This window comes from Chryseobacterium oleae (assembly GCF_900115055.1).
Taxonomy (GTDB): Bacteria; Bacteroidota; Bacteroidia; order Flavobacteriales; family Weeksellaceae; genus Chryseobacterium; species Chryseobacterium oleae.
In genome coordinates, this window is the sequence record NZ_FOVD01000001.1 from 1,440,848 (window position 1) to 1,461,166 (window position 20,319).

The 20,319-nt window shown below is 39.3% G+C and carries 15 protein-coding genes; 9 read left to right on the plus strand and 6 right to left on the minus strand.

Annotation, left to right across the window (positions count from 1 at the left end; all coding sequences use genetic code 11):
- The first annotated feature begins 77 nt into the window (after positions 1-77).
- A complete protein-coding gene (locus BM143_RS06545; RefSeq protein ID WP_047450333.1) occupies positions 78-764 on the plus strand; it encodes a DUF4290 domain-containing protein in 687 nt (228 codons plus the stop codon).
- Entirely contained in the window at positions 764-2,071 is a 1,308-nt protein-coding gene (gene murA / locus BM143_RS06550) for a UDP-N-acetylglucosamine 1-carboxyvinyltransferase (RefSeq protein ID WP_090023750.1), read from the plus strand. Before BM143_RS06545 ends, murA begins: the two co-directional genes overlap by 1 nt.
- A 72-nt stretch (positions 2,072-2,143) precedes the next feature.
- Here murA and BM143_RS06555 read toward each other — a convergent pair whose 3' ends face one another.
- The 4 genes from BM143_RS06555 to BM143_RS06570 form a co-directional block, all read right to left on the minus strand.
- A complete protein-coding gene (locus BM143_RS06555; protein WP_090023751.1) occupies positions 2,144-4,063 on the minus strand; it encodes a DUF2207 domain-containing protein in 1,920 nt (639 codons plus the stop codon).
- A gap of 3 nt (positions 4,064-4,066) precedes the next feature.
- Complete coding sequence (locus BM143_RS06560; protein ID WP_167375247.1) at positions 4,067-4,618, minus strand: LemA family protein; 552 nt, start codon at positions 4,616-4,618, stop codon at positions 4,067-4,069.
- 636 nt (positions 4,619-5,254) lie between these two features.
- Complete coding sequence (locus BM143_RS06565) at positions 5,255-5,569, minus strand: NIL domain-containing protein (protein ID WP_034731359.1); 315 nt, start codon at positions 5,567-5,569, stop codon at positions 5,255-5,257.
- A 582-nt stretch (positions 5,570-6,151) separates the two neighbouring features.
- Positions 6,152-6,823 carry a YiiX/YebB-like N1pC/P60 family cysteine hydrolase gene (locus tag BM143_RS06570; protein ID WP_090023753.1) on the minus strand — a complete coding sequence of 224 codons (672 nt, stop codon included), beginning with the start codon at positions 6,821-6,823 and terminating at the stop codon, positions 6,152-6,154.
- A 101-nt stretch (positions 6,824-6,924) separates the two neighbouring features.
- Here BM143_RS06570 and BM143_RS06575 point away from each other — a divergent pair, with 101 nt between their 5' ends.
- From BM143_RS06575 to BM143_RS06600, 6 genes are all read left to right on the plus strand, one after another.
- On the plus strand, positions 6,925-7,629 hold the full coding sequence (locus tag BM143_RS06575) for a response regulator transcription factor (RefSeq protein WP_090023754.1): 705 nt from the start codon (positions 6,925-6,927) through the stop codon (positions 7,627-7,629).
- A 10-nt stretch (positions 7,630-7,639) separates the two neighbouring features.
- Entirely contained in the window at positions 7,640-8,992 is a 1,353-nt protein-coding gene (locus tag BM143_RS06580) for a HAMP domain-containing sensor histidine kinase (RefSeq protein WP_090023755.1), read from the plus strand.
- 433 nt (positions 8,993-9,425) lie between these two features.
- A complete protein-coding gene (locus BM143_RS06585) occupies positions 9,426-10,121 on the plus strand; it encodes an MgtC/SapB family protein (RefSeq protein WP_034731350.1) in 696 nt (231 codons plus the stop codon).
- A gap of 65 nt (positions 10,122-10,186) precedes the next feature.
- The gene (locus BM143_RS06590) at positions 10,187-11,281 is read left to right on the plus strand and encodes an efflux RND transporter periplasmic adaptor subunit (protein ID WP_090023756.1); all 1,095 of its coding nucleotides are present in this window, start codon (positions 10,187-10,189) and stop codon (positions 11,279-11,281) included.
- 67 nt (positions 11,282-11,348) lie between these two features.
- Positions 11,349-14,444, plus strand: a complete 3,096-nt coding sequence (locus BM143_RS06595; RefSeq protein WP_090023757.1) for an efflux RND transporter permease subunit — start codon at positions 11,349-11,351, stop codon at positions 14,442-14,444.
- A complete protein-coding gene (locus BM143_RS06600; RefSeq protein WP_090023758.1) occupies positions 14,434-15,693 on the plus strand; it encodes a TolC family protein in 1,260 nt (419 codons plus the stop codon). Before BM143_RS06595 ends, BM143_RS06600 begins: the two co-directional genes overlap by 11 nt.
- Positions 15,694-16,340: 647 nt before the next feature.
- On the opposite strand, the gene BM143_RS06610 is transcribed toward BM143_RS06600, so the two are convergent.
- The gene (locus BM143_RS06610; protein ID WP_072921677.1) at positions 16,341-16,796 is read right to left on the minus strand and encodes a DUF1801 domain-containing protein; all 456 of its coding nucleotides are present in this window, start codon (positions 16,794-16,796) and stop codon (positions 16,341-16,343) included.
- A 123-nt stretch (positions 16,797-16,919) separates the two neighbouring features.
- Entirely contained in the window at positions 16,920-18,707 is a 1,788-nt protein-coding gene (locus tag BM143_RS06615) for a T9SS type A sorting domain-containing protein (protein ID WP_090023760.1), read from the minus strand.
- A 404-nt stretch (positions 18,708-19,111) separates the two neighbouring features.
- Between BM143_RS06615 and BM143_RS06620 the strand changes: the two genes are divergently transcribed.
- Complete coding sequence (locus BM143_RS06620) at positions 19,112-20,317, plus strand: pyridoxal phosphate-dependent aminotransferase (protein ID WP_090023761.1); 1,206 nt, start codon at positions 19,112-19,114, stop codon at positions 20,315-20,317.
- Positions 20,318-20,319: the final 2 nt, after the last annotated feature.

The following is a 20,319-nucleotide window of genomic DNA, read 5'->3' on the forward strand; positions in this document are numbered from 1 at the left end:
TAAAATTTTCATTAAAAAATCATAAACTTTTAATATTTTCAAAACAATTTTTCTTTTAATCCATATATTTGCATATTATGGAATATAACACCCAAAGAACTCAGCTTCATATGCCGGAATATGGCAGAATCATACAGCAGCTGGTTGAACGCTGCAAAGAGCTCCCTACCAAAGAGGAAAGGAGTGAAATGGCTATGGCCATTATCGATTTTATGGGTCAGAGAAACCCTCAACTCCGTGACGAAGAAAATTATAAACATAAACTTTGGGATCATCTTTTCATTTTAGCAGAATATGATCTTGACGTAGACTCCCCATATCCTTTCCCTACCAGAGAACAGCTGGCAGAAAAGCCTAAAAGAATGGAATACCCTAAACTTCAGGGTGATTTTAAATTTTACGGAAAAAGTATCCTTCAACTGATCGATAAAGCTATCGAACTGGAACCAGGCGACGAAAAAGAAGCCCTGATCGAAGTGATCGCGAACAATATGAAGAAGTCGTACAATGTTTATAATAAGGAACATGTAACGGACGACGTGATTTTCCGTCACCTGAAAGAGCTGTCTGAAAACAGGCTGGACCTTACCGGAATAGAATCTCTTGAAAAGAGCAAGATCTACTACACCAGCAACAACAATAGCCGAAATAACAACAGCAACAACGGCAGAAACAATAACGCACGAAACAACAGCAACACGAGTAACAACAAAGACCAGACTAATAAGAGAAGGCATAACAACAACCATAAAAACAGAAAGTAATGAGTGGAACATTTCAGATAAGAGGAGGAAAAAGGCTGCATGGGGAAATCACTCCACAAGGGGCTAAAAATGAAGCTTTACAAATTTTATGCGCTGTCCTGTTAACAGATGAGGAGGTAAGAATCAAAAATATTCCGGACATCCATGACGTAAACAGACTGATTGAAATTCTGGGTGACTTTGGTGTAAAAGTAACCAAGAATGGTCAGGGCGATTTCACATTCAAAGCTGATAAGGTTAATTTCGATTATATAAAATCAGACGAATTTAAAAAAGACGGTGCTAAATTGAGAGGTTCCATTATGCTGATGGGTCCGATGCTTGCCCGTTATGGTGAGGCTTATATGCCAACTCCGGGTGGTGATAAGATCGGAAGAAGAAGACTGGATACGCACTTCCAGGGACTTGTTGAACTGGGTGCTGAATTTAATTATGATGAAGAGGAATATTTCTATTCATTAAAAGCTAAAGAACTGAGAGGGAAATTCATCCTTCTGGAAGAGGCTTCTGTAACGGGAACAGCGAATATCGTCATGGCTGCTGCCCTTGCCAAAGGAAAGACAAGAATTTACAATGCTGCCTGCGAACCTTACCTTCAGCAATTATGCAAAATGCTGAACAGAATGGGCGCGAATATTTCAGGAATCGGTTCCAATCTGGTTACCATTGAAGGGGTAGAACATCTTCGCGGTACGGAGCACACGATGCTTCCGGATATGGTGGAAATCGGATCATGGATAGGTCTTGCTGCCATGACAAAATCTGAAATTACCATCAAAAATGTAAACTGGAGCCAGCTTGGCGTTATCCCGAATACATTCAGAAAATTAGGAATTCAGCTTGAACAGAGTAATGATGACATCTTCATTCCTGCTCAGGAAAATTATAAAATCCAAAAGTTTATCGACGGATCTATCCTTACTATTTCAGATGCTCCATGGCCGGGATTCACACCGGATCTGTTGTCTATCATTTTAGTGGTAGCTACTCAGGCAAAAGGAAGTCTTTTGGTTCACCAGAAAATGTTTGAATCCAGATTATTCTTTGTGGATAAATTGATTGACATGGGTGCCCAAATCATTTTATGTGATCCGCACAGAGCTACCGTAATTGGACTGAACCAGGAAGCTCCTTTGAGAGGAACAACTATGGTTTCTCCGGATATCAGAGCCGGAAACGCACTTCTTATCGCAGCCCTTTCTGCAGAAGGAAAATCCATCATTCACAATATTGAGCAAATCGACAGAGGTTACGAAAATATTGACGGAAGACTGAAAGCCATTGGTGCTGATATTGAAAGAATTTAAGAATACATTTATTCCCATAAAAAAAGCGTTCAAAGTAATTTTTGAACGCTTTTGTTTTTTCAGAATTAATGGCTACCAGCCACCGCCTCCACCACCGCCTCCGCCGCCACCTGAGAATCCACCGCCACCGGATCCACTGCTGGAACTGGATGGTTTGGTAGATGCAGACTGTATGGACTGCGTAAGGCTTGAGTTTAATGTATTTCCGAAAGCATAATGATTCATTACCCCTCCGTAATACCAGGAATTGTTATATTCGGTTGAAGTTCTTTTCAATAAGTCATCAAATTTCTGTCCCCAGATCTGGTCCACTCCCATCACCATGGCAAAAGGAAGCAAAGTTTCGAAAACCTGTGGAGTCATCTGAGGAGGATTGTGGAATTTGAGCTGTTCGTTTTCTGCTGCTCCCATATACATTTTGAAACCGTCTATCAGCGATTTCTTTCTGAGCTTTTCTTTTGAAGGCTGCTTGATCAGATACTGATACATCACCATGATAAAAAATGCCAGGACATAGAAAATATAGCACACATTGAAGTTGATATAATCCTCTCCGCCACCTACTGAAGAAATAATTCCTGCGACTCCCAGAAGAATACATATGGGAAGCAGGATCAGAATTTTCCATGAAACATTCTTTAATAAAGATGTGATCAGAACAAATGCAACAAAAAGAATAATATATAAAAGTATTCCGGCAAAAACTCTTTCGAATTCAGGAAGCAGGTTATAACTTATGAATAATCCGAGTGCATATATTACAGTGATAACAAGCCACGGAAGCACCAGTTTCTTTGTATTATTTCCTTCATTTAAAAAGTTGTCATGCTGGAAACTCAGAGTTCCTTTGAAATTATTAACAGCCTTTTCAATTTTCGAATCATATTTTCCATCAAACTTAATGGAATCTTCATCAGGTGAAAAGAGACTGTTCATCAGATTGATTTCTTCTTTAGACAGCGATTCATCGGCCTGTTTCAGTCTTTTAAGCGTAAATGTTTTGGTATTAAAAAATCCAAGTACACCGGAATCTTCACCTTCAATGATCTGTAAGTACCTTTTTACAGCAAGATTGACAACCGCAGCGGTCAGATATTTATTTTTAAAACTTTCAGAATTGATATAGCCCAAAGAAGCCGGCGAAAGATTTTCAGGAACGTTGAACTGTGGATAAACCGTCGGGGACTCAGGATCTATCCCATATTTTCTCCATGTTGAATAAAGATAGAGCATCAATCCAAAGAATATGATACATGCCCCAATCAGAATTCCATACTTTTCATAGAAAGTCGGTGGCGGCGGCGGTACCATAATTCCTTTTTTAAAACCTACCGCTACAGTAAGACCTTCATTCGCTTTAAGCCCTGACGCGTTCCACTCTATAGATTGATCAGATAATACTTTGACTGTACAGTTCTGGCTGTTGCTACCATATTCTCCGGTGTAACAAGAATTCTGGATGATCCCGGCGCCTTCCGGAAGCGTCACTTTTGCAGAAATAGAGTCTACATCAAAGTCCCAATACGTTCCATTGACATTCCAGTAAAATTCATCATACTTCGGGAAAAATCCAATCTGATTCTGTGCTTTATATTTTATTTCGTAGTCGTAAGTTCCGGGATCCAGGATGATATCTTTGTTTCCGGCATATATTTTCAAATAGCCGTCTCCTGTTTCTTCATGGTAATTTTCATCAATGCCGTTTTTTTTCACGGAAAGAATGTCGTATTGTACCCTCTGTGTTTTATTGTTCAGATTTCTGGATAAAGGAAGAGCCCGAAAAATCCCTCTTTTGATACTATTTCCGAGACTGTATACTTTAATGTTTTCCGTAACGGTAATTCCCGAATTTTTATCTACTTCAATATCCGAGTGGAAAGAAATAATTTTTTCCGGCCCGATAACAGACAGCTGATCTACCCTCACCAATTCATTTTGTGCAAAGGCGATGAGAAAGAACTGAAGAAAGAAAAGCAGTAACCACTTTTTCATTTCTTAGAATTTTACAGTTGGAACTTCTCTTTCTGCAATATTGTCCAGCTCGAAGAATGGTGATTTTTCAAATTTATACATATTCGCGATGATATTGCTCGGGAAAGATTCTACCAGCGTATTGTTTTCACGGACTGTTCCGTTGTAATATCTTCTTGATTTCTCCACATCATTTTCTATGGAAGTAAGTTCGCCCTGCAATTGTTGAAAGTTCGTGTTAGCTTTCAGATCAGGATATTGTTCAGCTACCGCAAATAAATTCATCATCGCCTGGTTCAGGTTTTTCTCTGCAGCTTCTTTAGACTGAACGGAATCTGCACCTACAGCCTGAGTTCTTGCTCTGATGACACTGTCAAGGGTCTCACGCTCATGAGTCGCGTAGCCTTTCACCGTTTCCACAAGATTGGGAATAAGGTCATGACGCTTTTTAAGCATTACATCTATGCTGCTCCACGCTTCCTGAACGAGATTTCTCAGTTTGACAAGTCGGTTGTAGATGGATACTGCGTAAAGCGCAAACACAACAATTAAAGCAATAATAATAACTATGGTCATAATTTTTTATTTTGTATGCTTTAAAAGTACAGTTTTTTTGAATCGGAAATGGAAGTTTAAGAATACAACAGGTTTATTTTAATGAAATTTATTTTAAACCATTAAAGATGTTAAAAGGATAAAGAGAATTTCATTATTTTTTTTAGAACATTATTTGCTTTAACATCATCAAATGGATCATGTACAAAGCTTATTGAACTGATAAAGTTTATTTTTCTAACGCAAAGAAAATTTATTCTATTATTTAAAAAGGGAAGCAAAGATGGAATCAACTTCATTGATTCGATTAAGCGACTGCCTTATCCGTATAGCTTCGTCAGTGACGTAGTCACCTTCTTTGCCTTCCTCAAAACTAAACACGCTCTACAATAAAACTTTGCGTAAAAAAATGATATATTTTGATGCAAAGAAAAATTATTATACTATTTATAAAGGAAGCAAAGATGAAATCAACTTCATGGATACTAGGATATAATGATTAAAAAAATTCACGCAGATCATAGAGATGGTGCAGATTTTTATTTATACCTGATTCTATGAAACAATCTGAACCAAACATTCAAGAGCCATCATCTCCCACAAAAAAGTACCCGGAAAACCGGATACTTTCTGTAATTAAAACTATATGAATCTCCCCTAAAAATACTTACGGCAGTGATATTCTACCATGGTATTTAAAAGTTTATTTTTATTCAGATAAAACTCCAGCTTCTGGTAATCCTCTGAATTAACATTAATATATAACTGTACCGAACCAAAACTGTTTCCATTCACATATTCTACATTCGCAGACAACACCCTGTGGCATATCCCAAACTGATTATAAATGGTATTCATCAAATGCTCAAATTTCATTTTGCCATTCAATTCTATTTCCAGTATCAGTTCTTTTTTAGGCAGTCCAATGGTAGTATTGGGGATTATCTGCAGCGTAGGATTAGGTGTAATCATCACTAAACAATTTTTTGGTTAAACATTTTCTAGATCATGGTTGCTTTCTTGCGTTAAATCTTTGACAAAAATATAAAAAATTATTAGTCCACCAAATTAGTAGACTAATAATTTTAAATTTTAACATAATTATTTTTCAATCCGGGAAATTAGGAGAGTTTATATTGATCAATCTTTGTGTCTAAAATGGTCTCACGCAGATTGAACAGATTGTGCAGATTTTCCTTTAATCATCATATATTAGGAAGTCCGCTTCATCGAATCAACAGAGTTGATTCTCTCTTTGCCACCTTAAAATCTTTATGCTTATAATAGAACTTTGCGTTTGAAATATTTCCCTCGGAGGACACTGATGACACCGACTTTCTTTTAATCATCATACATCAACAAGTCCGCTTCATCGAATCAACAGAGTTGATTCTCTCTTTGCCACCTTAAAATCTTTATGCTTATAATAGAACTTTGCGTTTGAAATATTTCCCACGGAGGGCACTGATGACACAGAATTTTTTGTGAGAATAAAAAAAATACCCTCAAAGATCATTCAAATCTTTAAGGGCAATAGTATTGATGAGATTTTATTTACAACTCTCCTACTCTTTCCAGTTTATCGGAGGCAGCCAATCCATTGGGATTACATCCCGGTTTTCCTTCCGGAACATCTAAATTTTTCTTCTTGTAAAATTCAGTCCAGAATTCATTGATTTTTCCTGTTTTTGGATCGATGAATGTCATAGGCTCCAGCTTGAAGATCTTATTTTCACGAAACGCCCTCTCAATATAATCTGAGCAGTAGTAAGAATTTTCATCTAAAATATAATTGAAATTATAGGGTTTCCCAAGCATGGTTTCTGCGTTTTTAAGCGCTGCTGGAACAGATTTCTGATATTCAGATTTCAGACGATAGATTACGACTCTTTGCCCATCATCGGACTGATCTTTAAGAAAAGAAGCTAGATCCTGTTTTTGGGAACCTCCTTTTGGGGCGGCATGAAGCACATACCAATGATTATTTTCTTTTTCTGCAATTCCGATATGATCAAAGGATGCTTCTTTTTGTTTTTGAGTGACATTATTGATCGCCCCTGAAAGTCCGGTTTCTTTCGCCGTCACAAAAAGCAGGTCCCCATTTTTCAAAGGCCCGGCTTTGGGATGTGGTGTACAATACTGAAGCAGAAGCGTTACAGCAAAGAAAAGAACATAGGTAAATATTTGTACCGCTTTCTTCAACGGATCTTTATTAACTTTAATCATAGTACATTATCATTGAGCGGTCAAATTTACAAATTGTATTCATAACAGGTATGTGAAAATACTTAATTACCTTTGCAGGACAGCAATAAAACCAGATTTCTATGCCCCATATCCTACTCGTTGAAGATGATAAAAGACTTTCGCAGCTGATTGCGAGAGGACTTATGGAACATGATATGGAAGTCAATACCGCTGCTGACGGTGAAACGGCCATAAAGCTTACTGAGTTGCTGAACTTTGATCTCATCATTACAGATATTATTCTTCCTGTGAAAAACGGTCTGGAATTTTGCAAAGAAATCAAGGCTCTGAAACCTGAAATCCCAGTCATTATGCTAACCGCGCTGGGAACTACGGATGACAAACTGGAAGGTTTTGATTCAGGGGCAGATGATTATCTGACGAAGCCTTTTGAAATGCGGGAGCTTTTGGCCAGAGTTAAGGTTTTGCTTAAAAGATATTCCACTTATCGTCCGGAAACCTCAACCTTACTGCAATATGAAGATATTGTGATGGATCTGAAGCTGAAAACCGTTACCCGTTCCGGAAACCTGATCAAACTGACTCCCAAAGAATTCAATCTGATGAAATTTCTGCTTGAGAATCCTGAGAGGGTGCTTTCCCGCCATGAGATTGCAGAAAATGTTTGGGATACTCATTTTGATACAGGCACGAATTTCATTGATGTTTACATTAATTATATCAGAAAAAAAATAGACCGCAGCTTTGAAACCAAGCTTATCCATACCAGGGCGGGCATGGGATTTATTTTAAAAAAGGGCTACGAAGACAGTTCCAGTACTTAAAAATTACGGAATGAAAGTTAGAACCAGGCTTACTTTACTGTTTACATTAGTGACTGCAATGCTCATCAGCTTTTATGGGGTTGCCATTTACTATTCGTCAAAGGAAGCCAGGGAAACTTCGTTTTATACAGAACTCAAAAGTGAAGCTGTAGCCAAAGCCAATCTTTTTTTCCAGGGTGATTTGAGTGAAAAGGAAATGCATCAGCTGTACAAAAATAATACACAGACTTTAAGCGAAGTGCAGGTAGCTATTTATGATTCCGGTTTCAATCTTGTGTATCATGATGATTCGAAAGTGGATTATGTGAAAGAAAATGCTGAAATGCTTTCCAAAATATTCAAAAGTAAGCAGCTTTTCTTTTTTCTGGATGATTTTCAGGTAGCGGGAATTGTTTATTCTCACAAGGGAAAACAATATGCCATCACTGCGGCGGCTTATGATCAGTATGGTTATAATTCGATTAATCATTTGCTGACGATCAGTATTATTTCATTCATTATTATTCTCGTGCTTATTTATCTGGCGGGTCTTTTTCTCTCGAAAAAAGCACTCAGCCCGGCGGTGAAAATGGTGGAACAGATCAAAAGGATCAATGCCGGAAAACTGCAGCTGAGACTGGATGAATCTGAAGAGAAGGGAGAGTTTCACGAGCTTGAAAAAAGTTTCAATCAAATGTTGGAAAGGCTGGATCATTCCTTCAGTACCCAAAAACATTTTGTTTCCAATATTTCCCACGAACTGAATACTCCGCTTGCTGCTATGACCGCCGAGCTGGAACTGGCTTTACAGAAAAACTATACCCAGGAAGAATATCAGAAAATCATTCTGAATGCCTTAACAGATGTAAAAAACATGAGCAAACTTTCCGGAAGCTTAATGGATCTTGCCAAAGCCAGCTATGATCCCGCAGAAATAAGTTTTTCAGAGATCAGAATTGATGAAATCCTGATGGATTCTTATGCGAAGATCAGAAAAGAAAATCCACAGTATACCATCCACCTGACTATTGATCCCGAGATAGACGAGCAGAAACTGATTCACAGAGGAAATCCTTATCTTCTGCTGGTAGCATTCAACAATCTTATTGATAACGCCTGTAAATACGCTTCAGATGACACCTGTCGCATTGATGTCGCATTAGTCGCTGATCATCTCTCCATCCAATTCATCAATAACGGAATCTCCATTTCTGAAAAAGATCAGAAGAACATCTTCAAACCGTTCTACAGAGCCGAAAATTCCTTCGACAAAAAAGGATACGGAATCGGTCTCTACCTTACCCAAAAGATCATCGATCTTCATCATGCCCGGATTCAGGTTTCTTCTGAGAAAAATACGACTGGTTTCCAGATTGTTTTTTGAGACATCAGATACCAGACATCAGATTTCAGATGCCAGATACCAGATTTCAGACAGAATCGCTGTAAGTTAGAAATTTAGATTTATTTTAATCATTAATAAAATTTCAAGATACACGTTTCGGGTTCCGAAGTTTGAACCAGCAACTTGTCAACTAGCAACTAAATTCCAATTTCATCCACTCTCCGACCCTAATACTCTCTAACTTCTAATTTCTAATTTCTAATTTCTAACATCTAACCTCTAACCTCTCTAATAGAATTCTAATAACATTCTAAAACATCTCTAACGGCCTGCCACAGCCGTTATTTCTACTTTTGCAGCAAAATAATTCAAACTATGGACACAGATCCTGCCAGTTATTATCAACCTTAAGGCTTTTCTGAGCATACTTTTTCCGTGTGCCTGAAAAAAGGCCTGCAAAAAAGAAAAAGTTATGAATACATTAGAATTTGGTACACGCTTACTGACCGCTCTTATTTTGGGTGCCTCCATCGGTTTTGAAAGACAGTGGCATCAGAAAAGTGCGGGCCTCAGAACGAATACTCTGGTATGTCTGGGATCGGCGGCATTTGTTTTACTATCGCTCAGAATCGGAGGTGATGCTACGGGAAGAATAGCTTCCTATATTGTGAGTGGCATTGGCTTTCTCGGTGGTGGCGTCATCATGAAGGACGGACTTACCGTACGCGGACTGAATACCGCTGCTACCATCTGGTGTTCTGCCTCTGTAGGCTCACTGGCTGCTTTGGGATTTGTTACCGAAGCAGGAATGACTGCCGGACTTATTATTTTAACCCATACTATATTACGTCCGCTGGGAAAAACATTAGGTTCCAAAACCATCCGCACCAGCACTTCCGAATACCTTATCACGATTAAATGCAGAACGGAAATTGAAAACCATGCAAGAGTTTTACTGATGCAGTCATTCAATTCCACCGATCAGATCTTGCTTAAATCCCTTACCAGCGACGATACAGATACGCCTGAAAACATTATTATTTCCGCCGAAGTGTATTCCGCTTCGCCACAGGATAACATTATAGAAAAGGCAGTGAGCAGACTCACCTTAGAAGATAAAATCACAAGGGTAAGCTGGGAAATCATCGGAACCGAAAGCGATTTATAAACCTAAAAAATCAATGTAAAATGATCCATTTAAACAATGAACAACGACCACTAAACATATCCTCTATGAAAATACTGATCTTCTCTCCTGTTCTTGCTTTTATCATTTCCTGTAGTGGTAAAAAAGAAGAACCTCAACAAAAAGAAGCGTTCCACATCCAGGGAAACCGGGTTACCATCATGAACAACGATCCTGTCTTAAAAAAAATTACTACAGAAACGGTGACTGAGCAAGAGTCCGGCAACAGCATTACCTCAGCCGGAACCATAGAAACCATTCCTAATAATTATGCGGAAATAGCGAGTCCGTTTTCGGGAAGGGTCATCAGATCCTTTGTCAGTATCGGACAGCACGTCAATGCAGGAAGTCCGGTTTTTGAAATCCTTGCTCCCGGATATTCTTCTGTTCAGAAAGATTATTCCGATGCCTTGAATGATGTGAGACTGGCAGAAAAAAATTACAAACGTCAGCAGGATCTCGTGAAACATGGCGTGGGCATTCAAAAAGAGCTGGAAGAGGCAGAAACCGAATATAAAAATAAAAAGACATCCCTATCCAATGCTTCATCAACATTGAATGCCTATAACAGCAAGAGTTCGGGAGGAACCTATATCATAAAGGCCCCGATCAGCGGAGAAATTATTTCCAACAAAATCGTCACCGGACAGTATTTAAAGGAAGACTCGGAACCGGTGGTGATTATCGCTGAACTTTCAAAAGTATGGATTAGTGGTGCTGTGAAAGAGAAAGACATCCGTTTTATCAGTCCGGGAGATCCTGTATCAGTGAAAGTCAATACTTATCCGGATATGGAGATCACCGGAAAAGTGTATCATATCAGTGAACTGGTAGATGAAGATACCCGCAGTATTAAGGTACTGATTCAATGTGATAATCCGCAAAAAAAATTAAAACCCGGAATGTACGCAGCCGTTACCTACTCTGCAGGAACAGAAAAAGCAGTGGTGATTCCTTCCGGTGCTCTGATGCAGCAGGGAGACCGTCAGTATGTCTGGATACAATCCGGCAAGCAGGAATTTACAAAACGTATCGTAGTTCCCGGAAACACTTCTGAGAAAACAGTAAGGATTAATTCCGGGCTTAAACCGGGAGATATCATCATGACTCAGGGCGGAATCTACATGCCGGATACTAAATAATAACCTATAAAAGTCCGGAAACTTTCGCCTGCCAAACAAGAAGATTTCCAGACATTCAATTACTCATATGAAAAAATTACTCACACTCTCCATACAGAAGAGATGGCTGATGCTTGCCCTTTTCTTACTATTAGGAATTTTCGGATATTATTCATGGACTAAACTCTCCGTGGAAGCCTATCCGGATATTGCGGACACGACATCACAGGTGGTGACCCAGGTTCCGGGACTCGCTGCTGAAGAAATTGAACAACAAATCACCATTCCTCTGGAAAGATCTCTGAATGGTCTTCCGGGAATGCACATTATGAGAAGCAAAAGCACCTTTGGACTGTCTATCATCACGATGGTTTTTGATGATGGTGTAGATGATTACTGGGCAAGACAGCGTATTCAGGAAAGATTATCCGAAGCGGAACTTCCCTATAACGCACAGCCCGGTTTAGATCCACTGACTTCTCCTGTGGGCGAAATTTACCGCTACATCATTGAAGGTAATGGACAAAGCCTGAGAGAGCTTACCGATCTGCAGAATTTTGTCATTATCCCAAGAATCAAACAGGTGACGGGGATTGCGGATGTGACGAATTTTGGCGGAATCACCACACAGTTTCAGATCGAATTGAATCCTCAAAAACTGGATCAGTATGGATTATCTCTATCTGAAGTTACAGAAACCATCACCAAAAACAACAGCAATGCCGGTGGAAGTATGCTCCCGAGAGGTGACCTTGCTTATGTCGTACGTGGCATCGGGCTCATCAAAGATTTAGATGATCTTGGGAAAATTGTCATTAAAACAGAAAAAGGAGTTCCCGTATTTCTGAATGATGTCGGAACTCTGAAATACGGGAATCTTGAAAGAAAAGGAATTTTGGGGTATACAGACAGAAACCGTAATTATAACGAAAGTACAGGAGGAATTGTATTGCTGTTAAAAGGACAGAATCCTTCCGTAGTTTTAAAGGATGTTCATCAAGCTATTGAAGAACTGAATACCCATACTCTTCCGGCAGGCATTAAAATTCATGCTTATCTGGACCGTACCGATCTCGTGAATACAACGCTGACTACAGTTACCCATACTTTAACGGAGGGAATTGTTCTGGTCATTATTATCCTGATTGTATTTCTGGGAAGCTGGAGAGGAGCACTGCTTGTAGCGATCACTATTCCGTTATCACTGCTTATTGCATTTATTCTGATGTATTTTACGAATATTCCGGCTAATCTTTTGTCATTAGGTGCGATAGATTTTGGAATTATTGTAGACGGATCCATCGTGATGCTGGAAGTGATTTTAAAAAAGAGAGAAGACCATCCCGAACAGGAACTGGAAGAAAAAACCATCATCCAGAGAGCAACAGAAATTGCAAAACCTATTTTCTTTTCGACTGTCATTATCATCACCGCTTATCTTCCGTTGTTTGCTTTTGAACGGGTGGAAAAGAAACTCTTCACTCCCATGGCATTTACCATTGGGTACGCATTGCTGGGAGCATTGGCGGCGGCACTGATTTTAATTCCCGGACTGGCTTACGTCATTTATAAAAAGCCACAGAAAATTTTCCATAACAGATGGCTTGAAAAAATAAGCAGTCTGTATGGTCAAAGAATCGAAAGAATCATCAAAGCTCCTAAAAAAATGCTGATTCCCGCAGGTGTCATATTATTTTCCGCAGGTTTCCTTTCTTTTATGGTGGGTAAAGATTTCCTGCCGGAGCTTGATGAAGGATCTATCTGGCTTCAGGTACAGCTTCCACCCGGAATTTCATTAGACAAAGCGAAAGAAATGAGTGATTCTTTACGTACTCAGACCATGAAACATTCCGAAGTGACTTATGTGATGATACAGGCTGGAAGAAATGACGACGGAACTGACCCGTGGACCGCTTCCCATTTTGAAGTTTCTGTAGGAATAAAGCCTTACAAAGAATGGGCATCAGGAAAAACTAAAGCAGATCTTATCAAAGAACTGGCTGATGATTATAAAAATATGCCGGGATTTTCCGTAGGATTTTCCCAACCTATGATCGATGGAGTGATGGATAAAATTTCCGGTGCACACAGTGAACTGGTGGTAAAAGTATATGGTGATGATTTTGGCGGAACCAGAAAAATTGCCGAACAGATCCTTGTCACTTTAAAAAAGATTCCAGGTTCTGTTGATCTCGCTATCGATCAGGAACCACCCCTTCCTCAGTTGCAAATCATTGCGGACCGGGATAAAATTGCACAGTACGGACTGAATGTTTCCGATGTAGCCGACCTCATCGAAACCGCTCTGGGAGGAAAAGCGATTTCACAAATATTTATTGGCAATAAAGTCTATGATATTTCGTGCCGGTATGCAGAAGACAGCCGGAATACTCCGGATAAGGTCGGAAACCTCATGCTGACTTCAGCTTCAGGAGCCAAAATACCGCTTTCACAAGTGGCTGAGATTAAATTAAGCACCGGAGAAAGCACAATCACCAGAGAAATGAATAAAAGACATCTTACCGTTAAACTGAATTTAAGGGACCGTGATTTATCTTCTTTTTTGAAGGAAGCACAGGATACCATTGAAAAAGATATCCGTTATGATCATCAGAAGTACCAGATCAAATGGGGCGGACAGTTTGAAAATAAAAACAGAGCCTATTCCCGACTGACCTTCATCGTTCCGCTGGCTTTGGCTGTGATGTTCTTACTGCTTTACGGAGCATTCGGAAGTTTCAGACAGGCACTTGTTCTGATGAGTATTATTCCACTGGCATTATTCGGAGGTATGCTGGCATTGAATGTACGCGGGATGACTTTAAATGTTTCTTCGGCGGTTGGTTTTATTGCGCTGTTTGGTGTGGCTGTACAGAATGGAGTAATCATGGTCTCGCATATCAACACGCTCAGAAAACAGGGTTCGACTTTAAAAACATCCGTGATCAAAGGAGCGGAAGACCGTTTCAGACCTGTACTGATGACTGCTTCGGTGGCTGTCATAGGATTATTCCCGGCTTCACTGGCTACAGGAATTGGCTCCGATGTGCAGAGACCTTTAGCCACAGTGATCGTGTACGGTCTTATGTTTTCAACACTCCTTACTTTATTTATCCTGCCAGCGATCTATTATCTCGCAGAATATCGTTTTGACCAACCTAAATTAACATCAGATGAAAGCTAAAATCACTTTAATTATATCAATAGGCCTGTTATTTCCAATTGCACTGAAAGCCCAGAAAAAGGAAACTTTAAATTTCTCCACTTATCTGAATGAGGTCAGGGAAAAAAATTTAAACTATGCTGCTCAGAAATACAATGTGAGCATGGCGGAAGCTTCTATCCTGACAGCAAGCATTTTCCCCGATCCTCAGCTTGAAATGGAGACCTCGGATAATGGGGTTTCAAAAAGGATGGGCTATACCATCGGAACTTCATTAAGTTGGACGCTCGAACTTGGCAGAAAAAGAAAAGCCAGGATAGAAACGGCAAAAAATCAGGCTGAATACACCAAGCTCCTACTTCAGGACTTTTTGAGAAATCTTGTAGCCGATGCTTCTCTCGGATATATTGAAGCTTTAAAAACAAAAGCTCTGGTGGACGTTCAGAAAGATTCTTATCTTAGTATGCAGAAGCTTGCGCAATCCGACAGTATCCGGTACAAACTGGGAGCTATTTCTCAAGTCACATCCAAGCAAAGCAGATTGGAAGCTTCTTCTTTACTGAATGATTTATATATGGCGGAAAGCAGCAGCAGACAAGCTTTCTCCGCACTTTCCATATTCTTAGGGAAAGATTTGGAAGAAAAAAGTATCAACGGAGATTTCAAAGCTTTTAGCAGAGATTTCAATCCTGAAGATCTGATTCTCGAGGCGGTTAATAACAGAACTGATCTTCTGGCTTCCAAACAGAACATCAATACGGCGGCGAGTTTGGTTAAGCTTGAAAAAGCGAACCGTGTCATTGATTTAGGATTAAGCTTAGGTGCAGAGCATAACACGTGGGCAACGAATGAAATTGCTCCCTCACCTGCCGTGAATGCTGTAAAACTGGGAGCGAGTATTCCTTTGAAGTTTTCGAACCGTAGAAATGCGGATCTGAAAATAGCGGAAATGGGACACATGCAGGCGGAAACAGAATACAAACAGATTGAAAACAGTGTCCGAACAGAGGTTATGCAGGCTTATCAGCAGTATCACGCAACACAGAAGCAGCTGAAACAGTTTGATAACGGGATGCTTTCAGAGGCGAAAAACATTCTTGATGGTATCAGCTACAGCTATCAGAGGGGTGAAAATTCTATTCTGGAAGTTCTGAATGCGCAGAGAACCTATAATGATATCAGGCAGCGTTATATTGAAACGTTAGCTGAGAATGCGGTGGCACTTGTAGAACTGGAACGGAAAACTGGGATTTGGGATATTGATTTTTGAGGTTTACAATTTTTTTAACCACAGATTACGCAGATTTACACAGATGATTGTGGATATTTGTGTTGAAAAAATTTAACAGAAATGGGGCTTCGAAAGCCAGCTTGTGATTGTCAATTGATCATCAGATTAAAAATCTTTGATTTTTTCAAAAACTTATGTGATCTTCCTAATAGAAAAGTATTTAATCTTCAAATAACTTAAGTATTTAAAAACTTTTGTGCCTTTTGTGGTTAATTAATATTCTTTTTTAACCACAGATTTCGCAGATTTACACAGATGATTATGGATATTTGTGTTGAAAAAAATTTAACAGAAATGGGGCTTCGAAAGCCAGCTTGTGATTGTCAATTGATCATCAGATTAAAAATCTTTGATTTTTTCAAAAACTTATGTGATCTTCCTAATAGAAAAGTATATAAACTTCAAATAACTTAAGTTCAAAAACTTTTGTGCCTTTTGTGGTTAATTAATGTTCTTTTTTCACCACAGATTACGCAGATTTACACAGATGATTGTGGGTATTTATGTTGAAAAAATTCAAGTGGGATGGGGCTTCGAGAGCTTCAGCCCCCAGAAATATTTGTCTTCAAAAATGATAGTTGTCCTGAAACAAGTGAAGAGTGTGTTTCTTTTTGAAACGGGCTCTTTTATTTTTTAAGCTGGCTTTCGTAAATACTGATCCAGTCTTCCACTGTCATTTTTTTGCTGACCTCAGCGATAAGCTCAAAAGGAATATCTTCCGGTTTTTTGAAACGGACACATGATTTCCCCATATCCAGCTTTCGTTTGGAGTGTTTGGGATATTCTGCAACAAACCAGTCCAGTAGTTCAGGATGAGCGTACATTCCCATATGATAGAAGGCGATGAAATTCTTTTGTGAAGCTAACCCCATAAAAGGCAGTGCTGAACCTGGCGTACAATGATAACCTGCAGGATAGGTTTCCAGAGGAACATTCCATCCTATCATGCCATAACTGACACCTTCCTGAAAGCCTTTTGGAAGATTGTCATTCACGGTATCAAACAATTTTTTGAATACTTCCTGTCTTTCTTCAGGAATTTTTGAGATATAATCGGCTACGGAGTCGGCTGGAATTTGCATCTTCGGTTAAGTTTTATAATGTTCCAAATTAATAAAAATTATCAATATCCTGATTGAAATTGAAGCAAAAAAAACGGCAGTACATGAATGCACTGCCGCTTAACTTTATTGACATTAAAAAAATTATTTTTTGATCGCTTTCACAGTAGACTGTGAACCGTCCTTGAAGTAAATCGTTACAAAATACAACCCTGTATTCAGCGTACTCAGATCAAGCTCTTTCACAGCGCCTCTAAAGTTTTTCACAGCTCTGCCGGAAGCGTCTCCTACTGTTACAGACTTCACTTCTCTGGTATCTGAAATGTACAGAATATCTTTGAATGGATTCGGGTGAACCGATGCTTTCTTTACCCCGTCTTTTACTTCTGAAGTACTCAGTTGAGCATTTTCAACGGTAAAGTTATCCACATAAAAATTGTAATCCGGATTATCATTTACAGTTCCAGCTGTTGCATAAAAAGCAAATACAGTATTCGCACTGTTGTATCCAGTTAAGGTATAAGAATATGGCGTTGATGTATTGGTAGGTGCATTAGCTTCATTCCATGTCTGCAAGACTGTCCAGGTAGATCCGCCGTCATTCGATACCACAAACTGAACCACATCATCAGATCCCATTGGTGAAGAAGCAGTACTTAGATACGCTGCTACACCATAATCAAATTTAACTTTATAGGAACCTGCAGAAAGATTAAATGGCAGTGTTTTCAGCCAGCCTACCCTGTTGGTAGAATACAAATTGATGGTTGCTGATCCGCCTGATCCAGTTCCTAAGAATCCACCTGATGCCCAAAGACTGCTTGTTCCTGTAGGCCCCGTAGCAGGAGTACCACCGGAAAGATTACTGGTCCAGCATGTTCCCGGGAAGGTGCTGAAGTCATTCGTATAGGATGGAACCACAGTACCGCATAAAGTAGTAAATGTTCCTGACTGCGACCATACGCTCTGAGCCGTGGCTGTACTACAATTCGTTCTTACCCAGTAATAGTAAACCGTACTGGATGATAAGGACGGAATGGTAAAGGAAGTTCCTGTAACTCCAGGATGATTCGGCGCTGTTGCAGCGGTAGGTGCCGTATTGGTCGTACTGTAATATACATCATAGCTTACTGCCTGAACGGTGGCCGGTACCGTCCATGAAACCTGAGCAGAGCTAGAAGTAAGCGCACCTACAGGCTGAAGTGTAGGAGCTACACAGTCTGTATAAGCATCTGCAGAAAAAGCAAAAACATTCGCAATTCCTGTACCGCTGACTTTAGTCACCGTGATACTTTGAATAGGTTTAGTCTGATTGGCTGCATCAAGCGTCAATAAAGCCTGATACAATCTCGGGTTTATCGAACTCGATTCTAAAACATTGTTCGCTCTGTTGATTCTGCCAATCCCACGGATGGCATAGTTTGTTCCGTCATACCAGTCGGAGATTGATACTCCTGAAAACGTCTGAGTGGTGTTATCCGTAAAGTTGACCGTTACATTCACGGTACATTGTCCGCTTCCTCCGGTAGCAAGCATATATACTTTAAAAGCAGGAATAGGTGTGATAAATGACAATGTTCCGCTTGTCCCGCTGGTGGAAATTTTAAGAGAATTATTCCCATAAAGATCTCCCAGTTTGTAGCTCAATCCGGGTGTAGAAGCCACTACAGAATTTACGATCCCGTTTACAGGAAGTCCGTAGGTGAGTGCGCTACTTGTAGGGGTAAGTTTAAAATCCCTTGCCACAAAGGCAAAAGACACACCATCAACGTCTTCTGTGGTGCTTGATAAAGCAGAACCTACATCATTGGCAATAACATCTGCCGTGTATCCGGACTGGACTGGCATGGTCTGATAATTTTGGGCATTCATAGCTGATGCCGCAAAAAGAGTCACAATCGAAAGGACTCTCAATGGTAAATGTATTTTCATAATTATTTTTTATTAGCGCTGAAATTTAATAAAAAATACAATACAAAATTGATATTATTATGAAATAATCAAACATTTATAAATAATATTAAGATATTGATATATTTATTTATATGGAAAAATTATTTTCTGACCAAATATTTTATTCACATTTTAATGTGTTATTTTAACAATTTCAATCATTTTGGCTTATAATCAATCTCCAACATTTAATATTTTCAACAAATTGATAACCAATATCAAGCATAAATAAAAAGCATTACGTTTGACATCAAAAGAATAGGCAAGCACCAATATTTAATTTGCTGATTTTCAAAACAATTAAAAAGCACCCAAAATGGATAACAGGTTATTTTATTATTGAGAAATTAAATCTTATTTTTGCCATACAAATTTTTTGAACAATGCCGAATATTTCAAACAGAGCACAGCATATGCCGCCATCGCCGGTAAGAAAACTGGTTCCTTACGCTTTAAAAGCGAAACAACAGGGAATAAAAGTATATCACCTTAATATCGGACAACCTGATATTGAAACACCGGAAACGGCTTTAAATGCTTTAAAGAATATTGATCTTAAAGTATTAGAATATGCACTTTCTGAAGGTAATATAGAATACAGAAAAGCCCTTACGGAGTATTATCATACTTTAGGTTTTTCAGACCTTACCCCTGATAATTTCATCGTTACCAATGGGGGTTCTGAAGCATTGAACTTTGCCATTTCTACTTTATGTGATGACGGCGACGAAGTGATTATTCCTGAACCTTACTATGCCAACTATAACGGTTTTACCAGCACATTCAATGTGCATGTAGTAGCAGTTCCGTCTACGATTGACACGGGTTTTGCACTTCCTCCGATCGAAGAATTTGAGAAAAAAATCACAGAAAAAACAAGAGCAATCGTTATCTGCAACCCGGGTAACCCTACCGGATATCTTTACACCCGTGAAGAACTTCAGAAGTTGGCAGAAATTGCTTTGAAATATGATATCGTTGTGATCTCAGACGAAGTATACAGAGAATATGTGTATGATGGAAAGCAACAGATCTCTATGCTGGATTTCCCTGAACTTAGCGAAAACTGCATCATCATCGATTCAGAATCCAAGCGTTATTCTATGTGTGGCGTAAGAATCGGATGTATGCTAACCCGTTCAAAAAAGATCCACGATGCGGCTATGCTTTTTGCACAGGCGAGACTGAGCCCGGTTCTTTTGGGACAGATTGCAGCTACAGCAGCACACCAGAATGACGGAGCTTACATCAGAGCGGTAAGAGAAGAATATACCCACAGAAGAAATATTTTGGTAGACCTTCTGAATGCTATTCCAGGGGTTATCTGCCCTAAACCAAGAGGCGCATTTTACTGTGTGGCTGAACTTCCGGTGGATGATACCGAGAAATTTGCACAATGGCTTTTAGAAAAATATTCCCTTAATAAAGAAACGATCATGGTAGCTCCGGCAGGAGGTTTCTACAGTGATCCTGAACTGGGAAAAAAACAGGTAAGAATTGCTTACGTACTGAAAGAGGAAGATCTTAAGAAAAGTGCTGAAATCCTGAAACAGGCTCTGAAGACTTACAGAGAAGAATTCAGCTTATAAAA